Below are 18,542 nucleotides of genomic sequence, written 5' to 3'. Positions count from 1 at the left end.
GTCTGCAGCCTGGTGGCTGGCATGGAGGGTGATATGTCGCAGGATCCCTTTGCAGAGTTCAAGAACCGGCAGCGCGAGATGTGGTCGACCTTTGCGCCGACCGCCATGTTCACGACGCCGGTGGCCGGGCATCTCGTCGGCTTCGCGCAGATCGCCGAGGGCGAGACGGTGCTGGACGTGGGCACCGGCACCGGCGTCGTGGCCGTCACGGCGGCACGCCGCGGCGCACGCGTCACCGGGCTCGACCTGACGCCCGAACTGATCGAGGCCGCGCGCGAGAACGCCGGCATCTCCGGGCACGGCGACATCGCCTGGACCGAAGGCGACGCCGAGAACCTGCCGTACGCCGATGGCTCCTTCGACGTGGTGCTGAGCCAGTTCGGCCACATGTTCGCGCCGCGCCCCGAGGTGGCCATCGCCGAGATGCGCCGCGTGCTGAAGCCCGGCGGGCGAATCGCCTTCGCCACCTGGCCGCCCGAGCACTTCGTGGGCCGCATGTTCGCCTTCATCGGGCGCAACTCGCCGCCGCCCCCGGCCGGCGCGTCGCCGCCACCGCAATGGGGCAATCCGGCGATCGTCACGGAGCGCCTGGGGCCGCACTTCGACGCGCCGTTCTTCGGCCGCGGCACCATGCACTTTCCGGCCCTGAGCATCGGCCACTTCCGCCTGTTCCTGGAACGTTCGGTCGGCCCGATGCGCAAGCTGGTCGAAGGCCTTGCCGACGATCCGCAGAAGCTGGCGGCGCTGCGGGCCGAGTTCGACGCGCTCGCCGAGCCGTACTACGTCGACAACGTGGTGCACCAGAGCTACCTGCTGACGCGGGCCCGCGCGCGCTGAGCGGCGCCGCGGTGGCGGCAGGAGCCGGTCCGAGAGCCGGCCTGGAACGTCGTTGCATTTATTTAGAATCCGCGGGTCGCGCGATGCGATCCCTCGCCCGAAGCCCCGGCCACCGTGCCGGTGCGGGCCGGCGAAGGCACCCAACCCAGATTCATTCAAGGCAGGGCACACACGGTTTCCCCGTCCAAGCGACGGAGGCGCCGGCGTGGCGCTTCGCGATTTCAAAAACAAATCGCCTTGAGGGAATTCCTGCCATGTCCGTCCGTTCTCGCGCGCCGCGCCTTCGCCTTCACTTTGGCCTGCGCAACCCGTCCCTGATCGTCGCCGCCCTGGCCGCTGCCCATTGCGCGGCCCAGGCCCAGAATGCCGACGCCACGCTGAAGGAGGTGACCGTCACCTCCGAGCAGGACGTCGGCTACGCGCCTTCCGTCGGCAGCACCGCCACCAAGGGCAGTGCGCCGCTGCGCGACGTTCCGCAGGCCGTCAACGTGCTGCCGGCGCAACTGCTGCGCGACCAGGGCGCCACCTCGATGCAGGACGCGCTGCGCAACGCGCCTGGCGTGTCGTTCAACGCAGGCGACGGCCAGCGCGACCAGGTGGTGATCCGCGGCTTCACCGCGATCGCCGACTGGTTCGTGGACGGCGTGCGCGACGACGCGCTGTACTTCCGCGATCTGTCGGACACCGAGCGCATCGAGGTGCTGAAAGGCCCGGCGGCCGTGCTGTACGGCCGCGGCTCGTCTGGCGGCCTCGTCAACCGCGTGACCAAGAAGCCGATCTTCGAGCGGCCCTTCGGCGAGGTGTCGCTCGGCCTGGGCTCGCACGACTTCAAGCGGGCCACCGCCGACCTCAACACGCCCATCGGCGAGAACATGGCCTTCCGCCTCAACGTGGCGCGCGAGAAATCGGGCAGCTACCGCGACCAGCAGTTCATCGACCGCTACAACATCGCGCCCTCGCTGGCCATCAAGTTCAGCCCGCAGACCGACCTGCTGCTGCAGTACACCAACGCCCACGACCAGCGGCTCACCGACTTCGGCATTCCGGCGCTCAACGGCCGTCCGGTGAACGTGCCCATCGGCACCTACTACGGCTCGGCCTTCGCGAAGCGCGACGACACCACCACGACCAAGGTGCAGTCGTTCACCGCCACGCTCAACCACCGCTTCAGCGACGCGCTGAGCCTGCGCAACACCACGCGCTACTACAGCTACAAGCTCGACCGTTTCAACACCCTGCCCAGCGGCACCACCGACCCGGTGCGCCTCACCGTGGGCCGCACGCGCGGCTTCGTCGACCGCGACGAAAGCGGCTGGTTCAACCAGACCGACCTGACCTGGCGCAACGAGCTGGGTGGCTTCAGGCAGGAGTGGCTGATCGGCGCCGAGTTTGGCCAGCAGGACAAGCGCCTGTACTCGGTGAGTTCCGCCACCGGCTACGAGCGCGTGAGCATCCTGAACCCGGTGGCCGTGCCGGCGCCGCTGCCGCTTTCGAGCTACACCGCCACCAGCGCGATCCCGAGCAACTCCACCTTCAAGACCGCCGCGCTCTACGCGCAGAACCAGATCACGCTCGCGCCGCAATGGAAGGCGCTGGTCGGCGGCCGTTACGACGTGTTCGGGCAGGACACCTCCTTCGAGCGCACGCTCGCGCCGCTGTCGCGCACCGACCGCAAGTTCAGCCCACGCGCGGGCGTGGTCTGGCAGCCGAGCGAAACCCAGTCGTACTACGTGTCGTACAGCCGCTCGTTCCAGCCTTCGGCCGAGACCTTCGCGCTCTCGGCCGGCAACACCGCCAACGACCCCGAGATCACGGTGAACAAGGAGATCGGCGCCAAGCTCGACTTCCTCGACGGCGCGCTCAATGTCACGGCGGCACTGTTCAACCTGGAGCGCTCTGGCATCAAGAACACCGACCCGACCAACCCCGCGCGGCAGATCAACGTCGGCACGCAGCGCACCAACGGCATGGAGCTGGCGCTGGCCGGCAAGCTGCCGGGGCGCTGGGACATCAGCGCGGGCTATGCGTACCTCGATGCCCGCATGACCAAGTCGCTGGCCACGGTGAGCTCGCTGCAACTGCCGGTCGGCCCGGCGATGCCGGTGCAGGGCAAGATCGCGCCGCTCACGCCGCGGCACTCGGCCTTCGTGTGGCTCATGAAGGACCTGGGCAACGGCCTGAGCGCCGGAGGCGGCGTCAACTACGTGGCCTCGCGCTATGCGTCGCTGAGCAACCTCGTCACGCTGCCCTCGTACGTCACGGCCGATCTGGCTGCGAGCTACAAGACCGGGCGCTACGAGATCTCGGCGAACCTGAAGAACATCACCAACCGCAAGTACTACGTGTCGGCGCACGGCAGCGTGGACAACCTGATCATGCCGGGCCCCGGACGCGAGCTGCAGGTGATGCTGACCGCGAAGTTCTGATCCCGGATGCCGTTGCGGGCTCAGTCTGCGGCTGAGCCCGCCTGCGCGAATTCCAGCTTTTCCGTTCGGCGCGGCAGCGCGACGATGCCTCCACGACAACATCATTCGTGGAGTACATCGATGCCATCCGAACAACTCGACCTCAACCAGATGACCGGCCTGTCGCTGCGCCTGCGCGTCCTGCTGGCGGGCGCGCTGTTGCTGGTGGCGGCCGTCAGCGCTGCGCGCCCCTCGGGTGCCGAGCTCGACCTGCAGGCCGAGCAGCGCTTCCAGCTCGCCCTCGAGGCGCAGGCCGCGCGCGACTACCGCGCGATGCTCGACCACCTGCGGCAGGCCGCCGTCGAAGGCCATGCCGAGGCGCAGGAGATGCTCGGCATGGTGCTGATGACCGGCCCCGCGCTCTACGGCACCGCTGTGAAGGCCGACCGTTGCGAAGCCGGCGAATGGATGCGCCGCGCGGCGGTGCAGGGCAGCGAGACGGCGAAGGTGCAGCTCACCTTCCTCAACAGGCTGCGCACCGCGCCCGGGGGCAAGCTCGCCTGCGGATGAGCGAGGCGGGCGCGCCGGCATCCCGTGGACGGTGCCGGTCGCACAATGTGCATGCCGGGGACACTGCCGCCCAGGCCTTGCACGAAGAGGGCATGCCATGTTCAGAGACCGTGCCGACGCTGGCCGGCAACTGGCGTCGTTGCTGGACCGATACCGCGACGCGCAGCGCTGCGTGGTGCTCGCGCTGCCACGCGGCGGCGTGCCGGTGGCGGCCGAAGTGGCGCGCGCGCTGCACCTGCCGCTGGACGTGCTGGTCGTGCGCAAGCTCGGCCTGCCGGGGCACGAGGAGTACGCGGCCGGCGCCATCGCTGTCGGCGGCATCCACGTGACGGGTGAGGATGCGCCCGGCATGGTCCGCGTACTGAAGCGGGAGCGGCGCGAACTGCAGCGGCGCGAACGCGAATACCGCGAGCACTGCGCGCCGCTGGACCTGCGAGGCATGACAGCGCTGCTGGTCGACGACGGACTCGCCACCGGCCTTTCGATGCGCGCGGCGGTGATCGCGGCACGGGCGCTCGGTGCTGCGCCGGTCGTCGTGGCCGTGCCCGTGGGCAGTGCAACTGCCTGCGATGCGCTGAAAGGCCGGGAGCCCCGTGCCGACGAGGTGGTGTGCATGCACGCGCCCGAGCCCTTCGTCGCGGTCGGCAACTGGTACCGGTCGTTCGGAGCGACGACCGACGAGGAAGTGCGCGAGATATTGGCGCAGTGGCGCTGACCCTTTCCCCGGCGCTGCCTGTGCAGGCAGGGCTACTGCGACGCGGCGTTCATCGCATCGAACCCGCTTTCAAGATCCCCAATCAGATCCGCCGGCGCCTCCAGCCCGACGTGCAGCCGCACCACCGCACCGCGCTTGCTCCAGTCCGTCACGCTGCGCGCGGCGCGCATGTTGGTCCAGGCCACGAGGCTCTCGTAGCCGCCCCATGAGGAGCCGCGACCGAAGAGCCTGAGCGCATCGACGAAGCGCTCGACCGCCGCGTTCTCGACGCCCGGCCGCAGCTCGATCGACAGCAGCCCGTTCGTGCCGCTGCAATCGCGCTTCCAGATCTCATGCCCCGGATGCTGCGGCAGCGCGGGGCAGAACACGGTCGCAACCTCGGGCCGCTTCTGCAGCCAGTGCGCCACTTCCAGCGCGTGCCGCTCGTGCACCTGCAGCCGTGCCGACAGCGTGCGCATGCCACGCAGCACCAGCCATGCATCGTCGGGGCTCACGGTCATGCCGAAGGCGTCGCAGCGTTCGTTGAGGGGGCGCCATGCGGCCTCGGTGGTGGCGACGGTGCCCATCATCACGTCGGAGTGGCCCGAGAGGTACTTGGTCGCCGCCATCGTCGAGATGTCGGCGCCCAGCGCGAGAGGGCGGTACTGGACGCCGGAGCCCCAGGTGTTGTCGGCGGCGAGCAGGGCGCCGCGCGAGTGGGCCAGTTCGGCGAGCCTGGGCAGGTCGCACATCTCGTAGATCAGCGAGCCGGGGCATTCGGCGTACACCAGCCGCGTGTTCGGCTCGAACAGCGCCTCGATGCCGCTGCCGTCCGCCGCGAAGAAGGTGCTGCGGATGCCGTAAGGCTCGAGGAAGGAATGCACCAGGTTGCGCGTGGGCTCGTACACGCTGTCCGACATGAGCACATGGTCGCCCGGCTTCAGGTACGACAGCAGCACCATGCCGATGGCCGCAAGGCCGGTGGGGAAGAGCCGCGTGCGGTAGGCGCCTTCGAGTTCGCTCACCGCGTCTTCCAGCGCGAAGGCGGTGGGCGTGCCGCGCGCGCCGTAGCTGAAGACGCGCTCCTCGTCGCGCCGCGTGCGTGCGTCGCGCATCGCGCCTACGCTGTCGAACAGCACGGTGCTCGCGCGCACCAGGGGCACGTTGACGGGCGATCCGCCGGCGTACGACGCGGTCTTGCCGGTGCGGGTGAGCCGGGTGTCGAGCCTCAGGTCGGCGGGAGCGTTGTGCGAGTCGGACATGGTGAGGTGGGGGCGAAGGGAAGTCGGGCCGCTATGTTGCTTCAATCAGTCGGCGCGCGCACCGGAAAGCTTGACGATGCGCGACCAGCGCTCGATGTCCTGCTTCAGCTGAGCCGCGAAGGCCTCGGGCGTGCTGGCCACCACCTCGCTGCCGCCGTCGGTGACGAGCTTGCTCACTTCGGGCAGGCGCAGCGTGCGCACGATGGCTTCGTTGAGGAAGGCCACTCGCTCGGGCGGCGTGCCGGCGGGCGCGAAGAAGCCGTACCAGTCCTCGAAGCGCGCGCCGTTGTAGCCCAGTTCTTCCAGCGTGGGCACCTTGGCGAACACGCCGATGCGCCGCGGGCTGGTCACGGCCAGCACGCGCAGCTTGCCGTTCTGCACGAAGCCGGCCACCGATGCGGTGGAGGTGACCATCACGTCGACCTGCCCGCCGATCAGGTCGGTCAGCGCGGGGCCGGCGCCCTTGTAGGGCACGTGCGTCATTTCCACGCCGTTGTCCTTCGCGAGCACCACGCCCACCAGATGCGACAGCGTGCCGTTGCCCGGCGTGGCGTAGGTCACCTTGCCGGGATTGGCCTTCGCCTTGGCGGCGAGGTCGGCGAAGCTCTTGATGGGCGAGTTCGCCTCCACCACCAGCGCGAGCGGCGCGGCGTTGATCTGCGTGATGGGTACGAAGTTCTTGACCGGGTCGAAGCCCGGCGAGGCGTAGAGCGACGGGTTCACCGCCATGATCGAAACCTGCGAGGTCAGCACGGTGTAGCCGTCGGGCTTGGCGTCGGCCACCGCCTTGGCGCCGATGTTGCCGCCCGCGCCGCCGCGGTTGTCGACCAGCGCGGCCTGTCCCATGATCTCCGGCAGCTTGGTGGTGACCAGGCGCGCCGTCGCGTCGTTGCCGCCGCCCGGCGGGAAGGGCGAGATGAACTTCACCGTCTGCGACGGAAAGCCGTTGCGCGGCGCCATCGGTTCGGCTGTGGCTGGCTGCAGTGCGAGTGCCGAGAGCCAGGCGGCTGCTACGGCGAGACGGGCGATGTGCGGGATGCGGCTGGCGAACGGCATGACGGAACTCCTGGAATAGGAACTGACAAGGACGAACAGAAAGCGGGACCGTTTGGGGAGCAGGCGGGCAGGTCAGCCGTGCGATGCGCCGGCGGGCAGCCGGAAGGCCGCGCGCTCCTGCGCATCGAGCTGCGCGACGAGGCCGGTCTCCCACGCGAGGTAGCGGCGCGCGGCCTCCTTGTTGCCGTCGTGCCGGTCGTGCACGAAGAACAGGTAGTCGATGCAGTCCGCGTCGGCGGGCAGCGCGGGAGTGGCTTCCACCGGCAGGCCGGCGGCGGTCCAGGCGGCCATGCCGCCGGCAAGCAGCAGCGGGGCGGGCGAGATGCCCGCGAGTTCGGAGGCGGCAGCCCATGCGGCGAGCGCGGCTTCGTCGGCCACCAGCACGATCTGGCGCGTCTCGCCCTTCAGGTCGGCGGCGAGGCGCGGCCGGATCGACCAGCGCGCCTGCGCGATGTGGCCGGCGCGAAACTGCATGCTGCCGCGCAGGTCGATCACGGCCACGTCGTTGCGCTCGATGCGCGCGGCGAGCGTCTTCGCATCGATGGTGCCGAGCGCGGGCGCAGCAGGCGCTTCAGCCGGCGTGAGAGCGAGCCCGCTCGCCAGCCCCCCTTCGAGCACGCTCGCGTCGTGCCCCATCTGCCGCAGCCAGCTCGCGACGGTGGGCGCGCGCACGCCGTCGCTGTCGAACAGCACCAGCCGCGCGCCGCGCACGCCGAAGTACTGGTCGCCGGCCTGCATCAGCTGGCCGCCCGGCGTGTGCTGCGCGCCGGGCAGGCTGCCGGCGGCGAATTCCTCCGGCGTGCGCACGTCGCACAGGAACAGGCTGCGGCTCGCGTCGTCGGCCCACTGGCGCACGGTCTGCGCGTTCACCGTCGGTACGTCGAAGCGCGCGGCCAGCGCCTTGGCTGCGGGGCGCAGTTCGGTGTTGCCGCTGTCGTCGGCATAGCGCTGCGTGCCGCCATGCTCCAGCTTGTGGTCGTTGAGGTACCAGCCCTGCGTGCCGTTCTCCAGCGCGTACACCGGGTTGGGCAGGCCGAGGTTGATGAGCGTCTGCGCGCCGATGATGCTGCGCGTGCGGCCCGCGCAGTTGATGACGATGGGCGTGGTGGTGTCGGGCACCAGCCGGCGCACGCGGTAGGCCAGCTCGCCGTTGGGGCAGCAGGTGGCGCCGGGGATGTTCATCTTGCGGAACTCGCTGGCGGGGCGGCCGTCGAGCACCACCACCTTGTCCTTGCGCGCCAGCATGTCGGCCAGCTGGTCGGCGCTGACGCGGGGCGTGTGATAGACCTCCTCGGCCAGCTCGCCGAAGGTCTTCGAGGGCAGGTTCACGCCCGCGAAGAGCACGTAGCCCGCCGCCTTCCATGCGCGGGCGCCGCCCTGCAGCATGTGCACGTCGGTGTAGCCCAGCTCCGAGAGCCGCGCCGCGGCGCGCTCGGCGACCTCGCCGCCGTCGCCTTCGTCGTAGACCACCGTGCGCACGCTGCGGCGCGGCACCAGGCGCGGTGCGTCGATCTCCAGCCGGCTGAAGGGCAGGGGAATGCCGTAGAACAGGTGGGCCTCGCCGTACTGTCCGTGTTCGCGCACGTCGAGCAATGCGATCTCGCCGCCGTCGTGCAGCCAGGATTTGAGGGTCTTCGGGTCGATGAAGAGAGTCATGAGAGCGAGTCGTTGGGACGAACGAAGTCCTGCGAGACCGCCAGCGCGGCCCGCATGAAGAACGGGAAAAGGTGAAAGGAAGAGCGGCTAGCGGCGCGTCTGCACGCCGATGCCCATGGTCTGGTACGTGCCGGCTGCCAGGTCGTAGGCGGTGCGGCTGTTCAGCGTCTCCAGCGCCCGGCCGTACATGTGCAGATGGCGGATCACCTGTTCGCCTTGGATCTCCACCGAGTGGATGTCCTCGGGCATCAGCGCGATGCCCTTGCCCGGCTCGACGACGACCAGCTCCGTCTGCTTCAGCCTGCCCACGCCCGGCACGCTGCCGTCGTCGGTGCGCTCGTACACGCGGTTGTGCTCGGTGCCTTCCACGGCTGCGATGCAGGCCCAGGTGGTGTGGTTGTGCGGCACGATCTTCTTGCCCGGGCGCATCACGTTCAGGTAGAGCGCATAGCTCTGGTCGGGGTCTTCGGCGATGAGGTAGCGGGCCTGGTGCTCGCCGGCCTCGGGCGGCGGGAAGTCGGCGGCGCCCCAGTATTCGGTGTGCGCGGCCAGGCCTTGCAGCGACTCGAGCACCACGTCGAGCTTCTCGCGGGTGGCTTCAGCGCCGCCGATGGCTTTCTTCATCTCGGCGATGGACGCCTCGACGGCCCGGCTGCGTTGCTCGGATGGGGTGCTCATGCGGTTTCTCCAGTGGGGTTGCCTGTTTGGTGTGCATCCACTGTAGTGACGGGGGCGTGACGCAACAATCCAGCCGGCGCAGTAAACACATTAATAAAATTGATGCATGCCCACGCTCGATCTCGAATTGCTGCGCTCCTTCGCGGCCGTCGTCAGCCTCCACAGCTTCGCGGCCGCGGCGGTGCACCTGGGGCGCACGCAGTCGGCCATCACGCAGCAGATGCAGCGGCTGGAAGAGCAGATCGGCCATCCGCTGTTCGTCAAGCAGGGGCGGCAGAAGCGGCTGACGGAGCACGGCGAGAGGCTGCTGACCTACGCGCACCACATGCTGGCGCTGAACGACGAGGCGCTGCGCAGCCTGCGGCAGGGGCAGCTCGAAGGCAACCTGCGCATCGGCGCGCCGCACGACGTGGCCGAGACCATGCTGCCGCTGCTGCTTGCCGAGGTGGCGCGCACCTCGCCGCTCTTGCAGCTCGACATCCACATCGGCCGCAGCCCCTACCTGATGACCTCCCTCAAGAGCGGCGAGGTCGACATGATCATCTCCAACCGCGCCGACGCGCAGTCGCAGTTCGAAGGCGTGGTGCTGCGCAACTCGCCCACCGTGTGGCTGTGCGCCGCGAGCTACGTGCACGACCCGACGAAGCCGGTGCCGCTCATCATGGCCGACGGGCCCAGCATCTTCCGCCGCATCGGCCACGAGGCGCTGGACACGGCGGGCGTGGCCTGGACGCCGCGCTACACATCGTCGAGCCTGATCGGCATCAAGGCCGCGCTGCGCGCCGGGCTCGGCGTGACGGCGCGCGGCGTGGAGCAGCTCGATGCCGGCCTGCGCGTGCTGGGCGCGGGCGACGGCATGCCGCGGCTGCCCGACCTGGCCTACTACCTCTACGTGCGCAGCCACGTGGTGAACCCGGTCACGCGGCAGGTGTTCGAGACGCTGAAGAAGCACCTGCGGCTGCCGCGCACGGACATGCCGGCGTAGCGAAGAAGGAAAAGGGGGCGCGGCCCCGGGCCCGCTACGTACCGGTCGCGGCGCCCGTCATCGCGTAGCTGCCGCGCCCGCCCTGCTTGGCCCGGTACATGGCCTTGTCGGCCGCGGCGAGCAGGTCCTGCGGCGTTTCGCTTCCGTTGCCCAGGGCGATGCCGATCGACGCGCCAATGGCCATGCCCGCCAGCTCCTGCGGCAGCGGCTCGGCGATGGCGTCGACGCATCGCTGCGCCAGCACCTGCGCGCCCTGTTTCGCGGGCGCCTTGAGGCCGGTGGCGACCAGCACGAATTCGTCGCCGCCGATGCGCGCGACGGTGTCCGTCTGCCGCACCAGGCATTGCAGGCGGCGCGCGATTTCGCGCAGGGCCTTGTCGCCCGCCTCGTGGCCGAAGGTGTCGTTGAGGCTCTTGAATCCGTCCAGGTCCAGGTAGAGCACGGCCACCTCGTGCCCGTGCCGCCCGGCGTGGGCCAGCGCCTGCTGCAGCCGGTCGCGCAGCAGCTGGCGGTTGGGCAGCCCGGTCAGCGCGTCGTGGTGGGCGAGGTGGGCCAGCGCCTCCTGGTTGTCGACGAGCTTGGCCAGCAGGCGGTTGAAGGCCTGTGTCAGGTGCCCGATCTCGTCGTCGCGCACCACCCGCAGCGGCGCCAGCGCGAGTTCGCCGCGCGTCATGCGGTCGGCCTGGTCGGCGGCGCGGAAGAGCGGCCGCAGCAGCCAGGCCATGATCAGGCCGATAACGATCAGCACCGCGGTCACCGCGGGCGCGCGCTGCTGCAGGATGAAGGTCTGCATGCGCGCCACCGGGGCCAGCGCTTCCGAGACCGGCAGGCGCGCCACCACGAACCAGCCCGCGCTGGGCACCAATGCGATGGCGGATATCTCGTCGATGCCCCTGGCGTTGCGCGTCGTGCCGCTGCCGCGAAAGCCGGCCATCGCGCGGTCGTGTAGCAGGTTCACCCCGTCGGCGGGCGTCGGCTTGAGGGACATCGAGACATCCGTCGAGGCGACGAACAGGCGGTCGCGCGGCGAGATCACCAGGATGCCGCCGTTGCGGCCCACGCGCCCTTCCTGAAGGTGGTCGAGCAGGCCGTCGGCCGTGAGGTCCGCCATGCCGAGCAGCACCGCCGTGACCTGGCCTGCGGCGTTGCGCACGGGCACGCCCATGGGCAGGGCCGAATGCTGCGAGGCCGTGGCGCGGGGCCGCCCGACGGCGCGCCGCCCGGCGGATGCCTCGGCGAATTCCGGACTGTCCGTCGAGATCTGCCCGGTGTCGTCGAGCCGCTTGCCGCCGACCTCGGCGAGCGCCAGGCCCAGCGGGAAGAGGTCGCTGAGCGCGCCGCGCTCCGCCAGCCACGCATGCAGTTGCCGGGGCTGCGACAGGAGCTCGGGCGGCAGGGCGAGCGCCAGGCGCTCCAGGAAGGACAGCCGCTCGACGATGTAGTTGTCGACGTCGCGGGCCACGTAGGCGGCCAGCGCCGTCTGCTGCGTCGCCACCGACTTCGTCAGTTCCTCCCGCAGGAAGCGGCTGAGCTGGATGTAGCTGGCCGCGGTGCCCACGAGCGCCATTGCCAGGCCCATGACGAGAAGACGGAAAACCAGACTGTTGACGGATTTTCGGAAGGTCACGCTGGCGGCAGGTCTTGAAGCGGGGTGGTGCGGGACTGTATCCGAAGCGCTCCTGCTGCCCGTTCGGCGCCGTTTCTCCTGCCGTCCCTCGCGCCCTCCCGCGCGTCGTTGCCGCGCTGCCGCTCAGGTGCCCGTGTTCACGCCGGAATGCCGAAGAAATGCTGCCGGTAGCGCGGCGAAACCTCGTCCACGCGCAGCATCAGGGGCAGGTCTGCGGTATTGAAGGCCACGTCGAGCGCGGGCGGCCCGAGCAGGCGCGCGCCGCAGCGCAGGTAGCCCTTGATGAGCGGCGGCGTGGCGGGCGCGGGCAGGTCGGTGTCTGCATCGGTGTCGGGCTCCGGGTCCAGCGGCAGCGCGATGCGCGGCTCCACGCGCCAGCGCGCCTCCACCAGGTGGGTGCGGCACAGCCGGTGCCACAGCCGCGCCGCGGCCGTGCCCTGGTCGTCCAGCCCGATGCTGGCGCAGCCGATCATGGTGTCGAGCGCGTGGTCGACCATGTACTGCCCGAGCGCGGTCCACAGCGCCATGATCACGCTGCCCGAGCGCCAGTCGGCGTCCACGCACGAGCGGCCCAGCTCCAGCGCGCTGGCCCGTAGCGGGGCGAGCGGCGCCAGGTCGAACTCGGTGTCGGTGTAGAAGCCGCCAGCGCGGCGCGCCGCCTGCGGCGTGAGCACGCGGTAGGTGCCGATTAGCGGGCCGGGGCCGTGCACCGGGTCGACGGCACGCACCAGCAGGTGGTCGCAGAAGGCGTCGAAGCGGTCCGCGTCCAGCCCGGGCGGCGTGCCCTCGGGCGGTGTCAGCCGGGCGCCCATCTCCTGCGCGAACACGCGAAAGCGCAGGCGCTGCGCGTCGCGCACGTCCTCCTCGCAATCGGCCCAGCGGGTTTCCAGGACGGGCGCCTCGGCCGCGAGAGCCGTGAGCGAGCGGTGGGGCAAGGCGTGCGTGGCGGTGATGTCCATGTGCGTGCGATGACTCGGTTGAAGGTGCTCAGTTGGAAGGCGGATAGCGGTCGACCAGCCGGTTCTGCCGCCGGTTGAGCCGCGCGAGCGCCAGCAGGCCGATGGGCTTCACGCCGGCCCTGCGCTGCGCCGCGCCGATGGCGAACAGCAGCCGCTGCTTGGCGAAGACCATGCGCAGGCCCTGGATCACGCCGATGTCGGGGTCCCACGCCTCGATGGCCTCGGAGCCCGCGCCGTTGACTTCCATGATGGTGAAGCCGCGCCCGGCGGCGAGTTCGCGCAGGCTTTGGTAGCGCACGTCGAAGCGTCCGAAGCGGAAGTCGGGCATGTCGCGCCCGACGGCGTCGATGGCGCGCACCAGCTCCGGCGTGACGAGCGCGGCGCCGTTGCGGTAAAGGCCGCCCACGCGCGTCGAGCCGATGGTGGCCAGCCGCACCTGCTGCCCGGCGGCGGGCACGCTCTCTGGCGGCACGCTGCATTGGTGGCGCGGCGTGCGCGCGATGCGGCGGGCGCGTACGTCGGCCGCCACGAGCTGTGCAACGGTGCTGCGGCCGTCGCCCGTCACGCGCGGAAAGTAGCGCAGCGCCAGCCCGATGACGCGGCCCTCGTCGGTGACGGGGTCGCGCGCGTAGAAGATGCCTGCCTCGCCTTCCTGCGGCAGGTAGCGCTGCAGCACCACCGTTTCGTCCGTGGGGAAGGCGGCCAGGTAGGCGCGCAGCGCCGCCATGTCGGGCACCAGGCGTACGCCGTAGCCGCACAGGCCCAGGTCGGGCTTGGCGACCACGGGAAACGCGAGGCCGCTGGCCGCCATGGCCTGCCGCAGCGCGTCTTCGGTGGCCGTGCCGTCGTTGAGCACGCCGCAGTGTTCGGCCGTGACCGACCGCGCCAGCGGCCCCATGCCCCGGAAGTATTCGAGCTTGCCTTCGCCGGCCATCCCGCCGGAGGTGATGTGTGGATTGGCGGCCGTGGGCACGGTGGCGCCGCCGTAGCGCACCGAGAGCCACAGCCACTGCACCACCAGCGGCACGCAGATGAGCCACTTGGGCATGCGCTCCAGCACGCTGCACTCGCGCACCACGGCGAGCCGGGCGGTGTCGATGCCGAGACCGAGTCCGGCGGCCATCAGGCTGCCTCCGCGGCGCGGGTGGCGACAAGGCCCACCGCGGCGATGCGGTCGATGTGCGCGTACACCGGCCGCTCCAGTTCCTCGCCGAACACGTCGGGGTCGATCTCGGCGTAGGACCATTCCAGGCCCGGTGCCGCGAGCAGCGGCTGCATCTCCGCAAGGAACGGATCCTCGCCATCGACCATCGCCACGCCGGTGTAGAGCAGCAGCTGCCCGCCCGGCGCGAGCCGCTTCAGCGACTCCGCCGCGATGCGCACGCTGAGCGCCCGCCCCAGCCGCGCGCCGCCGTGGCGGTAGGCGCGCTGCGCGGCGTCGTCGAGGTAGGGCGGGTTCGACACGATCAGATCGAATTCGCCATCGACGGCCGACAGCGCATCGCCCTGCGCGAGCGTGACGTCCACGCCCGCCACCTCCGCGTTGATGGCCGTGTACTGCAGCGCGAGCGGGTTGATGTCGTTCATCACGACCGTCGCGGGCGTGCCGGTGGCAGCCAGCGCACGCGCCACCGCGACGCCGCCCGCGCCGCTGCCGCAGCCCACGTCGAGCACCCGCAGGGGCGGCCATTGCGCTTCGCGCGAGGCCAGCGCATGGCGGATGAAGCGCGCGAAGCGGCTGGTGTCGGGGCCGAAGAACACCGCGTTCTCCTCGACCGTGGGATAGGCCGAGTGGAAGAACAGGTCGTCGCCCAGGCTGGCGATGCGCACCGTGCTGCGCAGCAGCGATCCCTCGCACCGCACGATGCCGGCGCGCTCCATGCCGGCCAGCAGTTCCGGCGGCAGCGAACGCGCTTCGAACGGCAGGTTCCAGCCGAAGATGTCGCGCAGCGTGGCACCCGGCTCGCGTCCGCGCCGCGCCAGCACGCGCTGGTGCGTCAGCGGCGTGACCGCGGTGAAGCGGTAGCCGGTGGCCGCCACCTGTCGCAGCACGTCGGCCGCGTTCAGCATGCAGCGACCTCTTCTGCTTGACGTAGCTCGGCGCTGTAGCGCTCGAAGCAGCGTTCGCCGCAGGCGAGCCGCATCAGCGCGCCCTCGGCAATGAACTGGCCGCAGGCCGGGTCGGCCTCCACAAGCGGCAGGATCACCTCGCGGTTCCATGCGCGGGAGTGCGACACGTCGAGCGCCGCGTGCAGGTCGAAGTAGGCGCGCACACGGCCGCCGAGGCCCAGCCGCCGCATGCCGGTGGCCACCTGCTTCACGCGGCCGGGGGCCGTGAGCTCGATCACGCCGAGCGCGCCGATGGCGTGGAAGGCGTAGCGCCGCGTGGTGGCCAGCGCGACCATGGTGTTGGCGAGCGCCAGCGACTCCCACACCGTGGTGTCGATGGCCGGGTGCAGGTCGAGTTCGCGCACCATCTGCTCCAGCATCTGGCCGTGCATGGCGCTTTGCTTGCCGTGCCCCATCTCGTCCCAGAAGTTGCGCGCGCACTCCAGCTTGGGCTGCGGCGGCAGCTTGACCTGGGCATAGGCCAGCAGGTCCTCGAACCCGGCCTCGCCTGCGGCCTCCTGCGTGAGGAACCAGCGCATCTGCGCCAGCGTGGCCTCCTGTGCCAGCCAGTCGAAAAGCGGATGGCCCTGACCCGGTCCGGTGCGCGCCAGCGACTCGAACCAGGCGAGGAAATGCGCCGCGTTGCCGCAGGCAGCCGACGCGGCCGCCTGCACGGTGGCGCGCAGGCCTTCGATGAATTCGCCTTCGAGCAGGCGGCACGCATGCTCCTGTTCCAGGTCGTTCTTCCACCGGGGCGAAGGGATGCCGGGCCTCAGCCGTGCGGCGTTGAACCGCGCCAGTCGGCGGTGAAGGGTGTCCGGGGTGTCGTCAACAGGCATGGCCGATCCTCGTCATCCGCTGGGCAAGGGGCCAGAGTGCGCCTTTGCGCGGCGGCTGTCCGTCAGACGGCGCCTACAGATTCACCCCCGAATGCCGGGGGCAGGATGAAACGGCCTCAGGTGGACCAGATGCGCGGCGTGGCCGGTGGCAGCCGCCACAGTTCCGTGCGCCATGCCTGCCACACCTGACGCAGCAGCAGCATCGCGGGCTCGACCACGGGCGCCAGCACCCGCAGCACCACCACTTCGGCATGCGGGCTGGTCGCGCCGGCGCTTTCGGCCAGGGGGCTCGCGTCGAGCAGCGTGCGTGCGTGCGCGAGCAGGGCGTCGCGCCGGGCCCGCGCGATCGGCGAGCCCGCCACGAAGAAGAGCGAGGCCAGGCAGCGCTGGCCGCCGAGGCCGATGGGGCTTTGCAGCAGCCGCTGGTCGGCCGCGTCGATGCGCCCGCGCTCCAGCCAGACGCCGGGCACCTCGATGTGCTGCAGGTAGGTGCCGCGCTCGAAAGGCTGGCCGGCATTGGGCAGGCCCAGCGCGGTCACGTCCCAGCCGATCAGCTCTGCACCGGGCTCGACCTCGATGCTGAGCCGGTTCTCGGCCCGGCAGCCGCTGTAGCAGATGGCTTCGAGCGGCAGCCATTCGAGCCGCGCGCCGGCAGCCAGGCGGATGCGCGTGCGCTGCAGCGCGAGGTCGCCCTCGGAGCGGTAGAAGCGCGATGCGCCGGGCGTGGTGATCAGCCCGTGGCTGCCATCGGCGCCCTCGACCTCGATGTCGAGCGTGTCCCCACCCACCAGCCCGCCCGGCGGATGCACCAGCACGTTGTGGCAGACCGCATCGCCCTCCGGATACAGGCTCTGCAGGATGCGCAGCGGCCCGTCATGGCGGAAGCGGGCGACGGTGCGTTCGGATTCGTGCTGATAGGAGAGATGGAGACGGGCGTGCCAAGACATCCGGCGAGTCTAGTCGGGGTGTTTTCGTGGAACACCGCAGAACCGGCTTTGCCGGGCCGCAGGTGTTGCCCCCGGAGGGGGGTGGCGGAGCGACACGAAGTGCGCGCAGCCTGGGGGCGAGCCCAGTGCTACCGCGGAACCGGCTTTGCCGGGCCGCTGGTGTTGCCCCCGGCGAGGGGGTTGGCGAAGCGACACGAAGTGCGCGCAGCCTGGGGGCGAGCTACTTCCACGCGCCGTCGTGCGCGGCGCTGGCTTCATCGATGAGAGCCGGCCCAATGCACTCGATCGGATGCGGCGAGGCGCGGAACACGTCGCGGCACGACAGCTCCGCATCGCGCTGGTCCTGCCGTTCGCCGCGGAACACGCGCAGCCGCTCGGCGTCGATGCCGAACACCACGCGGCCGATGTTCGACCAGAAGATCGCGCCCGCGCACATCACGCAGGGCTCGCCAGAGGCGTAGAGCGTGGCGCCCGCCAGTTCCTCGCGCGAGAGCCCGCGCCCGGCCAGTGCGCGCAGCGCGTTGACCTCGGCATGGGCGGTGCAGTCGCCGGTTTCGTTGTTGCTGTTGGCGGCCTCGGAGAGCACTTCTCCGGCGGCCGAGACGATCACGCAGCCGAAGGGCCGGTTGCCCCTGCGCCGCGCCGCGTGCGACCACACGATGGCCTTGCGCAGGTAGCGCCCGTCGCGTTCGTCGAGGGCGGTCTCCGGCGGATAGAAGGTGCCGATGCTGTTGCTGTCGATGGAATCGTTCATGCCTTGGAGGATTTGGGAAGAGTGCGTTCGCTGCGCGATGGGAGCATTGAAGTGTTGAAGATGGCGTCGGACGCGGGCTTGACCTTCAGGCCGAAGACATCGGCAACCTCGTCGACCTGCTGCTCCAGCGTGAGCTTCCTGATGTCGCCGAGCCCATGGCCCTGCGTGTCTGCGGCGCCCACGTACTGGGCCGTGATGCCCCAGCGCTCGATCTCGATTTTCTCATCGAGGATGGGCTCGCGCTGCCGCATGGCCGCGATGCTCGGCGCCGGGTTGGCGAAGGTCTCGACGATGGCGCGGTTGCTCGCGCGCAGGAAGGCGGCCACCACCTTCGGGTTCTGCGCGATCAGGTTGCTGCCCGCGAGGATGGCGTTGCCGTACAGGTTCACGCCCGCGTCGGCGTACTTGAGAATCGACAGCTCCTCGGGCTTCATGCGTGCGAAGAGCGAGACGGCCGAGTCGTGGAAGTAGGTGGCGGCATCGACGTCGCCGCGCACCATGACGTTGTCGCGCGCGCTGAAGTCGGTGGTCTGCCACTGGAAGGCATCGGCGCGCATGCCCTGCTTGCGCGCCACCAGCGGCCAGGCGCGGCGCGTCGATTCGACGGCAGCGGCCGCGACCTTCTTGCCCGCTAGGCTCTTGAAGTCGCTGGTGATGCCGCGGTCCTTGCGGCCGATGATCGCGAACGGTGCGCGGTTGTAGTACTGGTAGACCGCCTGCACCACCGGCGTGCCGGGGTTCTGGGCGTTGAACTCGACCAGCGAGCTGATGTCGCCCAGCCCCAGCTGATAGACGCCGCTCGCGATGCGCGTGATGGAGGCCACCGAGCCGGCGCCGGTGTCGATGCTCACGTCCAGGCCTTCGTCTTTGTAGTAGCCCTTGGCCAGTGCGAGGAAGAAGGGAGCGGTCTGCCCGTTGATGCGGAAGTCGAGCGTGAACTTGAGGGGGGTGAGCTTGCCGCCTTGCGCGAGCACGGCGGGGGCGGCGATGGCTGCAATGGTCGCGGTACTGGCCGCGAGGAAGGATCGACGTTGCATGTGGGGCCTCGGAAGCTTCGTGTCTTGAATCCGGTCGCCTTTTTCCGGTGAAGGAAGAAGGGCTGCGGGCGTTTCAAGAGCAATTTCCGGGCGGGCGCACAGTCGTGGTGCGTGCGCTGCTGAACGC

The 18,542-nt window shown here is 70.3% G+C and carries 17 protein-coding genes; 5 read left to right on the top strand and 12 right to left on the bottom strand.

Going from position 1 to position 18,542, the window contains the following annotated elements; translation table 11 throughout:
• The first annotated feature begins 33 nt into the window (after positions 1 to 33).
• From FHT32_RS01330 to FHT32_RS01315, 4 genes are all read left to right on the top strand, one after another.
• Positions 34 to 837 carry a class I SAM-dependent methyltransferase gene (locus FHT32_RS01330; RefSeq protein ID WP_176662867.1) on the top strand — a complete coding sequence of 268 codons (804 nt, stop codon included), beginning with the start codon at positions 34 to 36 and terminating at the stop codon, positions 835 to 837.
• Between the two features lie 254 nt (positions 838 to 1,091).
• Positions 1,092 to 3,263, top strand: coding sequence for a TonB-dependent siderophore receptor (locus FHT32_RS01325; protein ID WP_256098835.1), 2,172 nt, complete (start codon positions 1,092 to 1,094; stop codon positions 3,261 to 3,263).
• Positions 3,264 to 3,383: 120 nt separating this feature from the next.
• Entirely contained in the window at positions 3,384 to 3,812 is a 429-nt protein-coding gene (locus tag FHT32_RS01320; protein WP_176662866.1) for a sel1 repeat family protein, read from the top strand.
• A gap of 97 nt (positions 3,813 to 3,909) precedes the next feature.
• Positions 3,910 to 4,527 (top strand): phosphoribosyltransferase, encoded by a 618-nt coding sequence (locus FHT32_RS01315; RefSeq protein ID WP_176662865.1) that lies wholly within the window; start codon positions 3,910 to 3,912, stop codon positions 4,525 to 4,527.
• Positions 4,528 to 4,559: 32 nt separating this feature from the next.
• On the opposite strand, the gene metC is transcribed toward FHT32_RS01315, so the two are convergent.
• The 4 genes from metC to FHT32_RS01295 all read right to left on the bottom strand — a co-directional run bounded on the left by metC (position 4,560) and on the right by FHT32_RS01295 (position 9,158).
• Positions 4,560 to 5,768 (bottom strand): cystathionine beta-lyase, encoded by a 1,209-nt coding sequence (gene metC / locus FHT32_RS01310; RefSeq protein ID WP_176662864.1) that lies wholly within the window; start codon positions 5,766 to 5,768, stop codon positions 4,560 to 4,562.
• 45 nt (positions 5,769 to 5,813) lie between these two features.
• Entirely contained in the window at positions 5,814 to 6,824 is a 1,011-nt protein-coding gene (locus FHT32_RS01305) for a tripartite tricarboxylate transporter substrate binding protein (protein WP_176662863.1), read from the bottom strand.
• A gap of 72 nt (positions 6,825 to 6,896) precedes the next feature.
• Complete coding sequence (locus tag FHT32_RS01300) at positions 6,897 to 8,480, bottom strand: rhodanese-like domain-containing protein (RefSeq protein ID WP_176662862.1); 1,584 nt, start codon at positions 8,478 to 8,480, stop codon at positions 6,897 to 6,899.
• A gap of 87 nt (positions 8,481 to 8,567) precedes the next feature.
• On the bottom strand, positions 8,568 to 9,158 hold the full coding sequence (locus FHT32_RS01295; protein WP_176662861.1) for a cysteine dioxygenase family protein: 591 nt from the start codon (positions 9,156 to 9,158) through the stop codon (positions 8,568 to 8,570).
• 106 nt (positions 9,159 to 9,264) lie between these two features.
• Here FHT32_RS01295 and FHT32_RS01290 point away from each other — a divergent pair, with 106 nt between their 5' ends.
• Positions 9,265 to 10,143 (top strand): LysR substrate-binding domain-containing protein, encoded by an 879-nt coding sequence (locus FHT32_RS01290; protein WP_093197513.1) that lies wholly within the window; start codon positions 9,265 to 9,267, stop codon positions 10,141 to 10,143.
• 34 nt (positions 10,144 to 10,177) lie between these two features.
• On the opposite strand, the gene FHT32_RS01285 is transcribed toward FHT32_RS01290, so the two are convergent.
• The 8 genes from FHT32_RS01285 to FHT32_RS01250 all read right to left on the bottom strand — a co-directional run bounded on the left by FHT32_RS01285 (position 10,178) and on the right by FHT32_RS01250 (position 18,415).
• Positions 10,178 to 11,722 (bottom strand): GGDEF domain-containing protein, encoded by a 1,545-nt coding sequence (locus FHT32_RS01285; RefSeq protein WP_176662860.1) that lies wholly within the window; start codon positions 11,720 to 11,722, stop codon positions 10,178 to 10,180.
• 185 nt (positions 11,723 to 11,907) lie between these two features.
• Entirely contained in the window at positions 11,908 to 12,729 is an 822-nt protein-coding gene (locus FHT32_RS01280) for a GNAT family N-acetyltransferase (protein ID WP_176662859.1), read from the bottom strand.
• Between the two features lie 28 nt (positions 12,730 to 12,757).
• Positions 12,758 to 13,852 (bottom strand): hypothetical protein, encoded by a 1,095-nt coding sequence (locus tag FHT32_RS01275; protein ID WP_176662858.1) that lies wholly within the window; start codon positions 13,850 to 13,852, stop codon positions 12,758 to 12,760.
• Complete coding sequence (locus FHT32_RS01270) at positions 13,852 to 14,799, bottom strand: class I SAM-dependent methyltransferase (protein ID WP_176662857.1); 948 nt, start codon at positions 14,797 to 14,799, stop codon at positions 13,852 to 13,854. Before FHT32_RS01270 ends, FHT32_RS01275 begins: the two co-directional genes overlap by 1 nt.
• On the bottom strand, positions 14,793 to 15,677 hold the full coding sequence (locus FHT32_RS01265; RefSeq protein ID WP_176662856.1) for an iron-containing redox enzyme family protein: 885 nt from the start codon (positions 15,675 to 15,677) through the stop codon (positions 14,793 to 14,795). The genes FHT32_RS01270 and FHT32_RS01265 overlap by 7 nt, the downstream gene beginning before the upstream one ends.
• 116 nt (positions 15,678 to 15,793) lie before the next feature.
• A complete protein-coding gene (locus FHT32_RS01260) occupies positions 15,794 to 16,624 on the bottom strand; it encodes an urease accessory protein UreD (RefSeq protein WP_176662855.1) in 831 nt (276 codons plus the stop codon).
• Between the two features lie 220 nt (positions 16,625 to 16,844).
• The gene (locus FHT32_RS01255) at positions 16,845 to 17,378 is read right to left on the bottom strand and encodes a nucleoside deaminase (protein ID WP_176662854.1); all 534 of its coding nucleotides are present in this window, start codon (positions 17,376 to 17,378) and stop codon (positions 16,845 to 16,847) included.
• On the bottom strand, positions 17,375 to 18,415 hold the full coding sequence (locus FHT32_RS01250) for an ABC transporter substrate-binding protein (RefSeq protein ID WP_176662853.1): 1,041 nt from the start codon (positions 18,413 to 18,415) through the stop codon (positions 17,375 to 17,377). The genes FHT32_RS01255 and FHT32_RS01250 overlap by 4 nt, the downstream gene beginning before the upstream one ends.
• Between the last annotated feature and the right edge of the window lie 127 nt (positions 18,416 to 18,542).

The sequence above is a fragment of the Variovorax sp. SG517 genome, assembly GCF_013376045.1.
In the GTDB taxonomy this organism is placed as follows: domain Bacteria; phylum Pseudomonadota; class Gammaproteobacteria; order Burkholderiales; family Burkholderiaceae_C; genus Variovorax.
The sequence above is the reverse complement of the archived record's forward strand: the minus strand, read 5'-3'. Positions and strand labels throughout refer to the sequence as shown.

What these genes read in the sequence shown, in the direction of transcription:
- FHT32_RS01330 (WP_176662867.1), top strand. Translation starts at nt 34, where the DNA reads ATGTCGCAGGATCCCTTTGCAGAGTTCAAGAACCGGCAGCGCGAGATG.
- FHT32_RS01325 (WP_256098835.1), top strand. Translation starts at nt 1,092, where the DNA reads ATGTCCGTCCGTTCTCGCGCGCCGCGCCTTCGCCTTCACTTTGGCCTG.
- FHT32_RS01320 (WP_176662866.1), top strand. Translation starts at nt 3,384, where the DNA reads ATGCCATCCGAACAACTCGACCTCAACCAGATGACCGGCCTGTCGCTG.
- FHT32_RS01315 (WP_176662865.1), top strand. Translation starts at nt 3,910, where the DNA reads ATGTTCAGAGACCGTGCCGACGCTGGCCGGCAACTGGCGTCGTTGCTG.
- metC (WP_176662864.1), bottom strand. Translation starts at nt 5,768, where the DNA reads ATGTCCGACTCGCACAACGCTCCCGCCGACCTGAGGCTCGACACCCGG.
- FHT32_RS01305 (WP_176662863.1), bottom strand. Translation starts at nt 6,824, where the DNA reads ATGCCGTTCGCCAGCCGCATCCCGCACATCGCCCGTCTCGCCGTAGCA.
- FHT32_RS01300 (WP_176662862.1), bottom strand. Translation starts at nt 8,480, where the DNA reads ATGACTCTCTTCATCGACCCGAAGACCCTCAAATCCTGGCTGCACGAC.
- FHT32_RS01295 (WP_176662861.1), bottom strand. Translation starts at nt 9,158, where the DNA reads ATGAGCACCCCATCCGAGCAACGCAGCCGGGCCGTCGAGGCGTCCATC.
- FHT32_RS01290 (WP_093197513.1), top strand. Translation starts at nt 9,265, where the DNA reads ATGCCCACGCTCGATCTCGAATTGCTGCGCTCCTTCGCGGCCGTCGTC.
- FHT32_RS01285 (WP_176662860.1), bottom strand. Translation starts at nt 11,722, where the DNA reads ATGGGCCTGGCAATGGCGCTCGTGGGCACCGCGGCCAGCTACATCCAG.
- FHT32_RS01280 (WP_176662859.1), bottom strand. Translation starts at nt 12,729, where the DNA reads ATGGACATCACCGCCACGCACGCCTTGCCCCACCGCTCGCTCACGGCT.
- FHT32_RS01275 (WP_176662858.1), bottom strand. Translation starts at nt 13,852, where the DNA reads ATGGCCGCCGGACTCGGTCTCGGCATCGACACCGCCCGGCTCGCCGTG.
- FHT32_RS01270 (WP_176662857.1), bottom strand. Translation starts at nt 14,799, where the DNA reads ATGCTGAACGCGGCCGACGTGCTGCGACAGGTGGCGGCCACCGGCTAC.
- FHT32_RS01265 (WP_176662856.1), bottom strand. Translation starts at nt 15,677, where the DNA reads ATGCCTGTTGACGACACCCCGGACACCCTTCACCGCCGACTGGCGCGG.
- FHT32_RS01260 (WP_176662855.1), bottom strand. Translation starts at nt 16,624, where the DNA reads ATGTCTTGGCACGCCCGTCTCCATCTCTCCTATCAGCACGAATCCGAA.
- FHT32_RS01255 (WP_176662854.1), bottom strand. Translation starts at nt 17,378, where the DNA reads ATGAACGATTCCATCGACAGCAACAGCATCGGCACCTTCTATCCGCCG.
- FHT32_RS01250 (WP_176662853.1), bottom strand. Translation starts at nt 18,415, where the DNA reads ATGCAACGTCGATCCTTCCTCGCGGCCAGTACCGCGACCATTGCAGCC.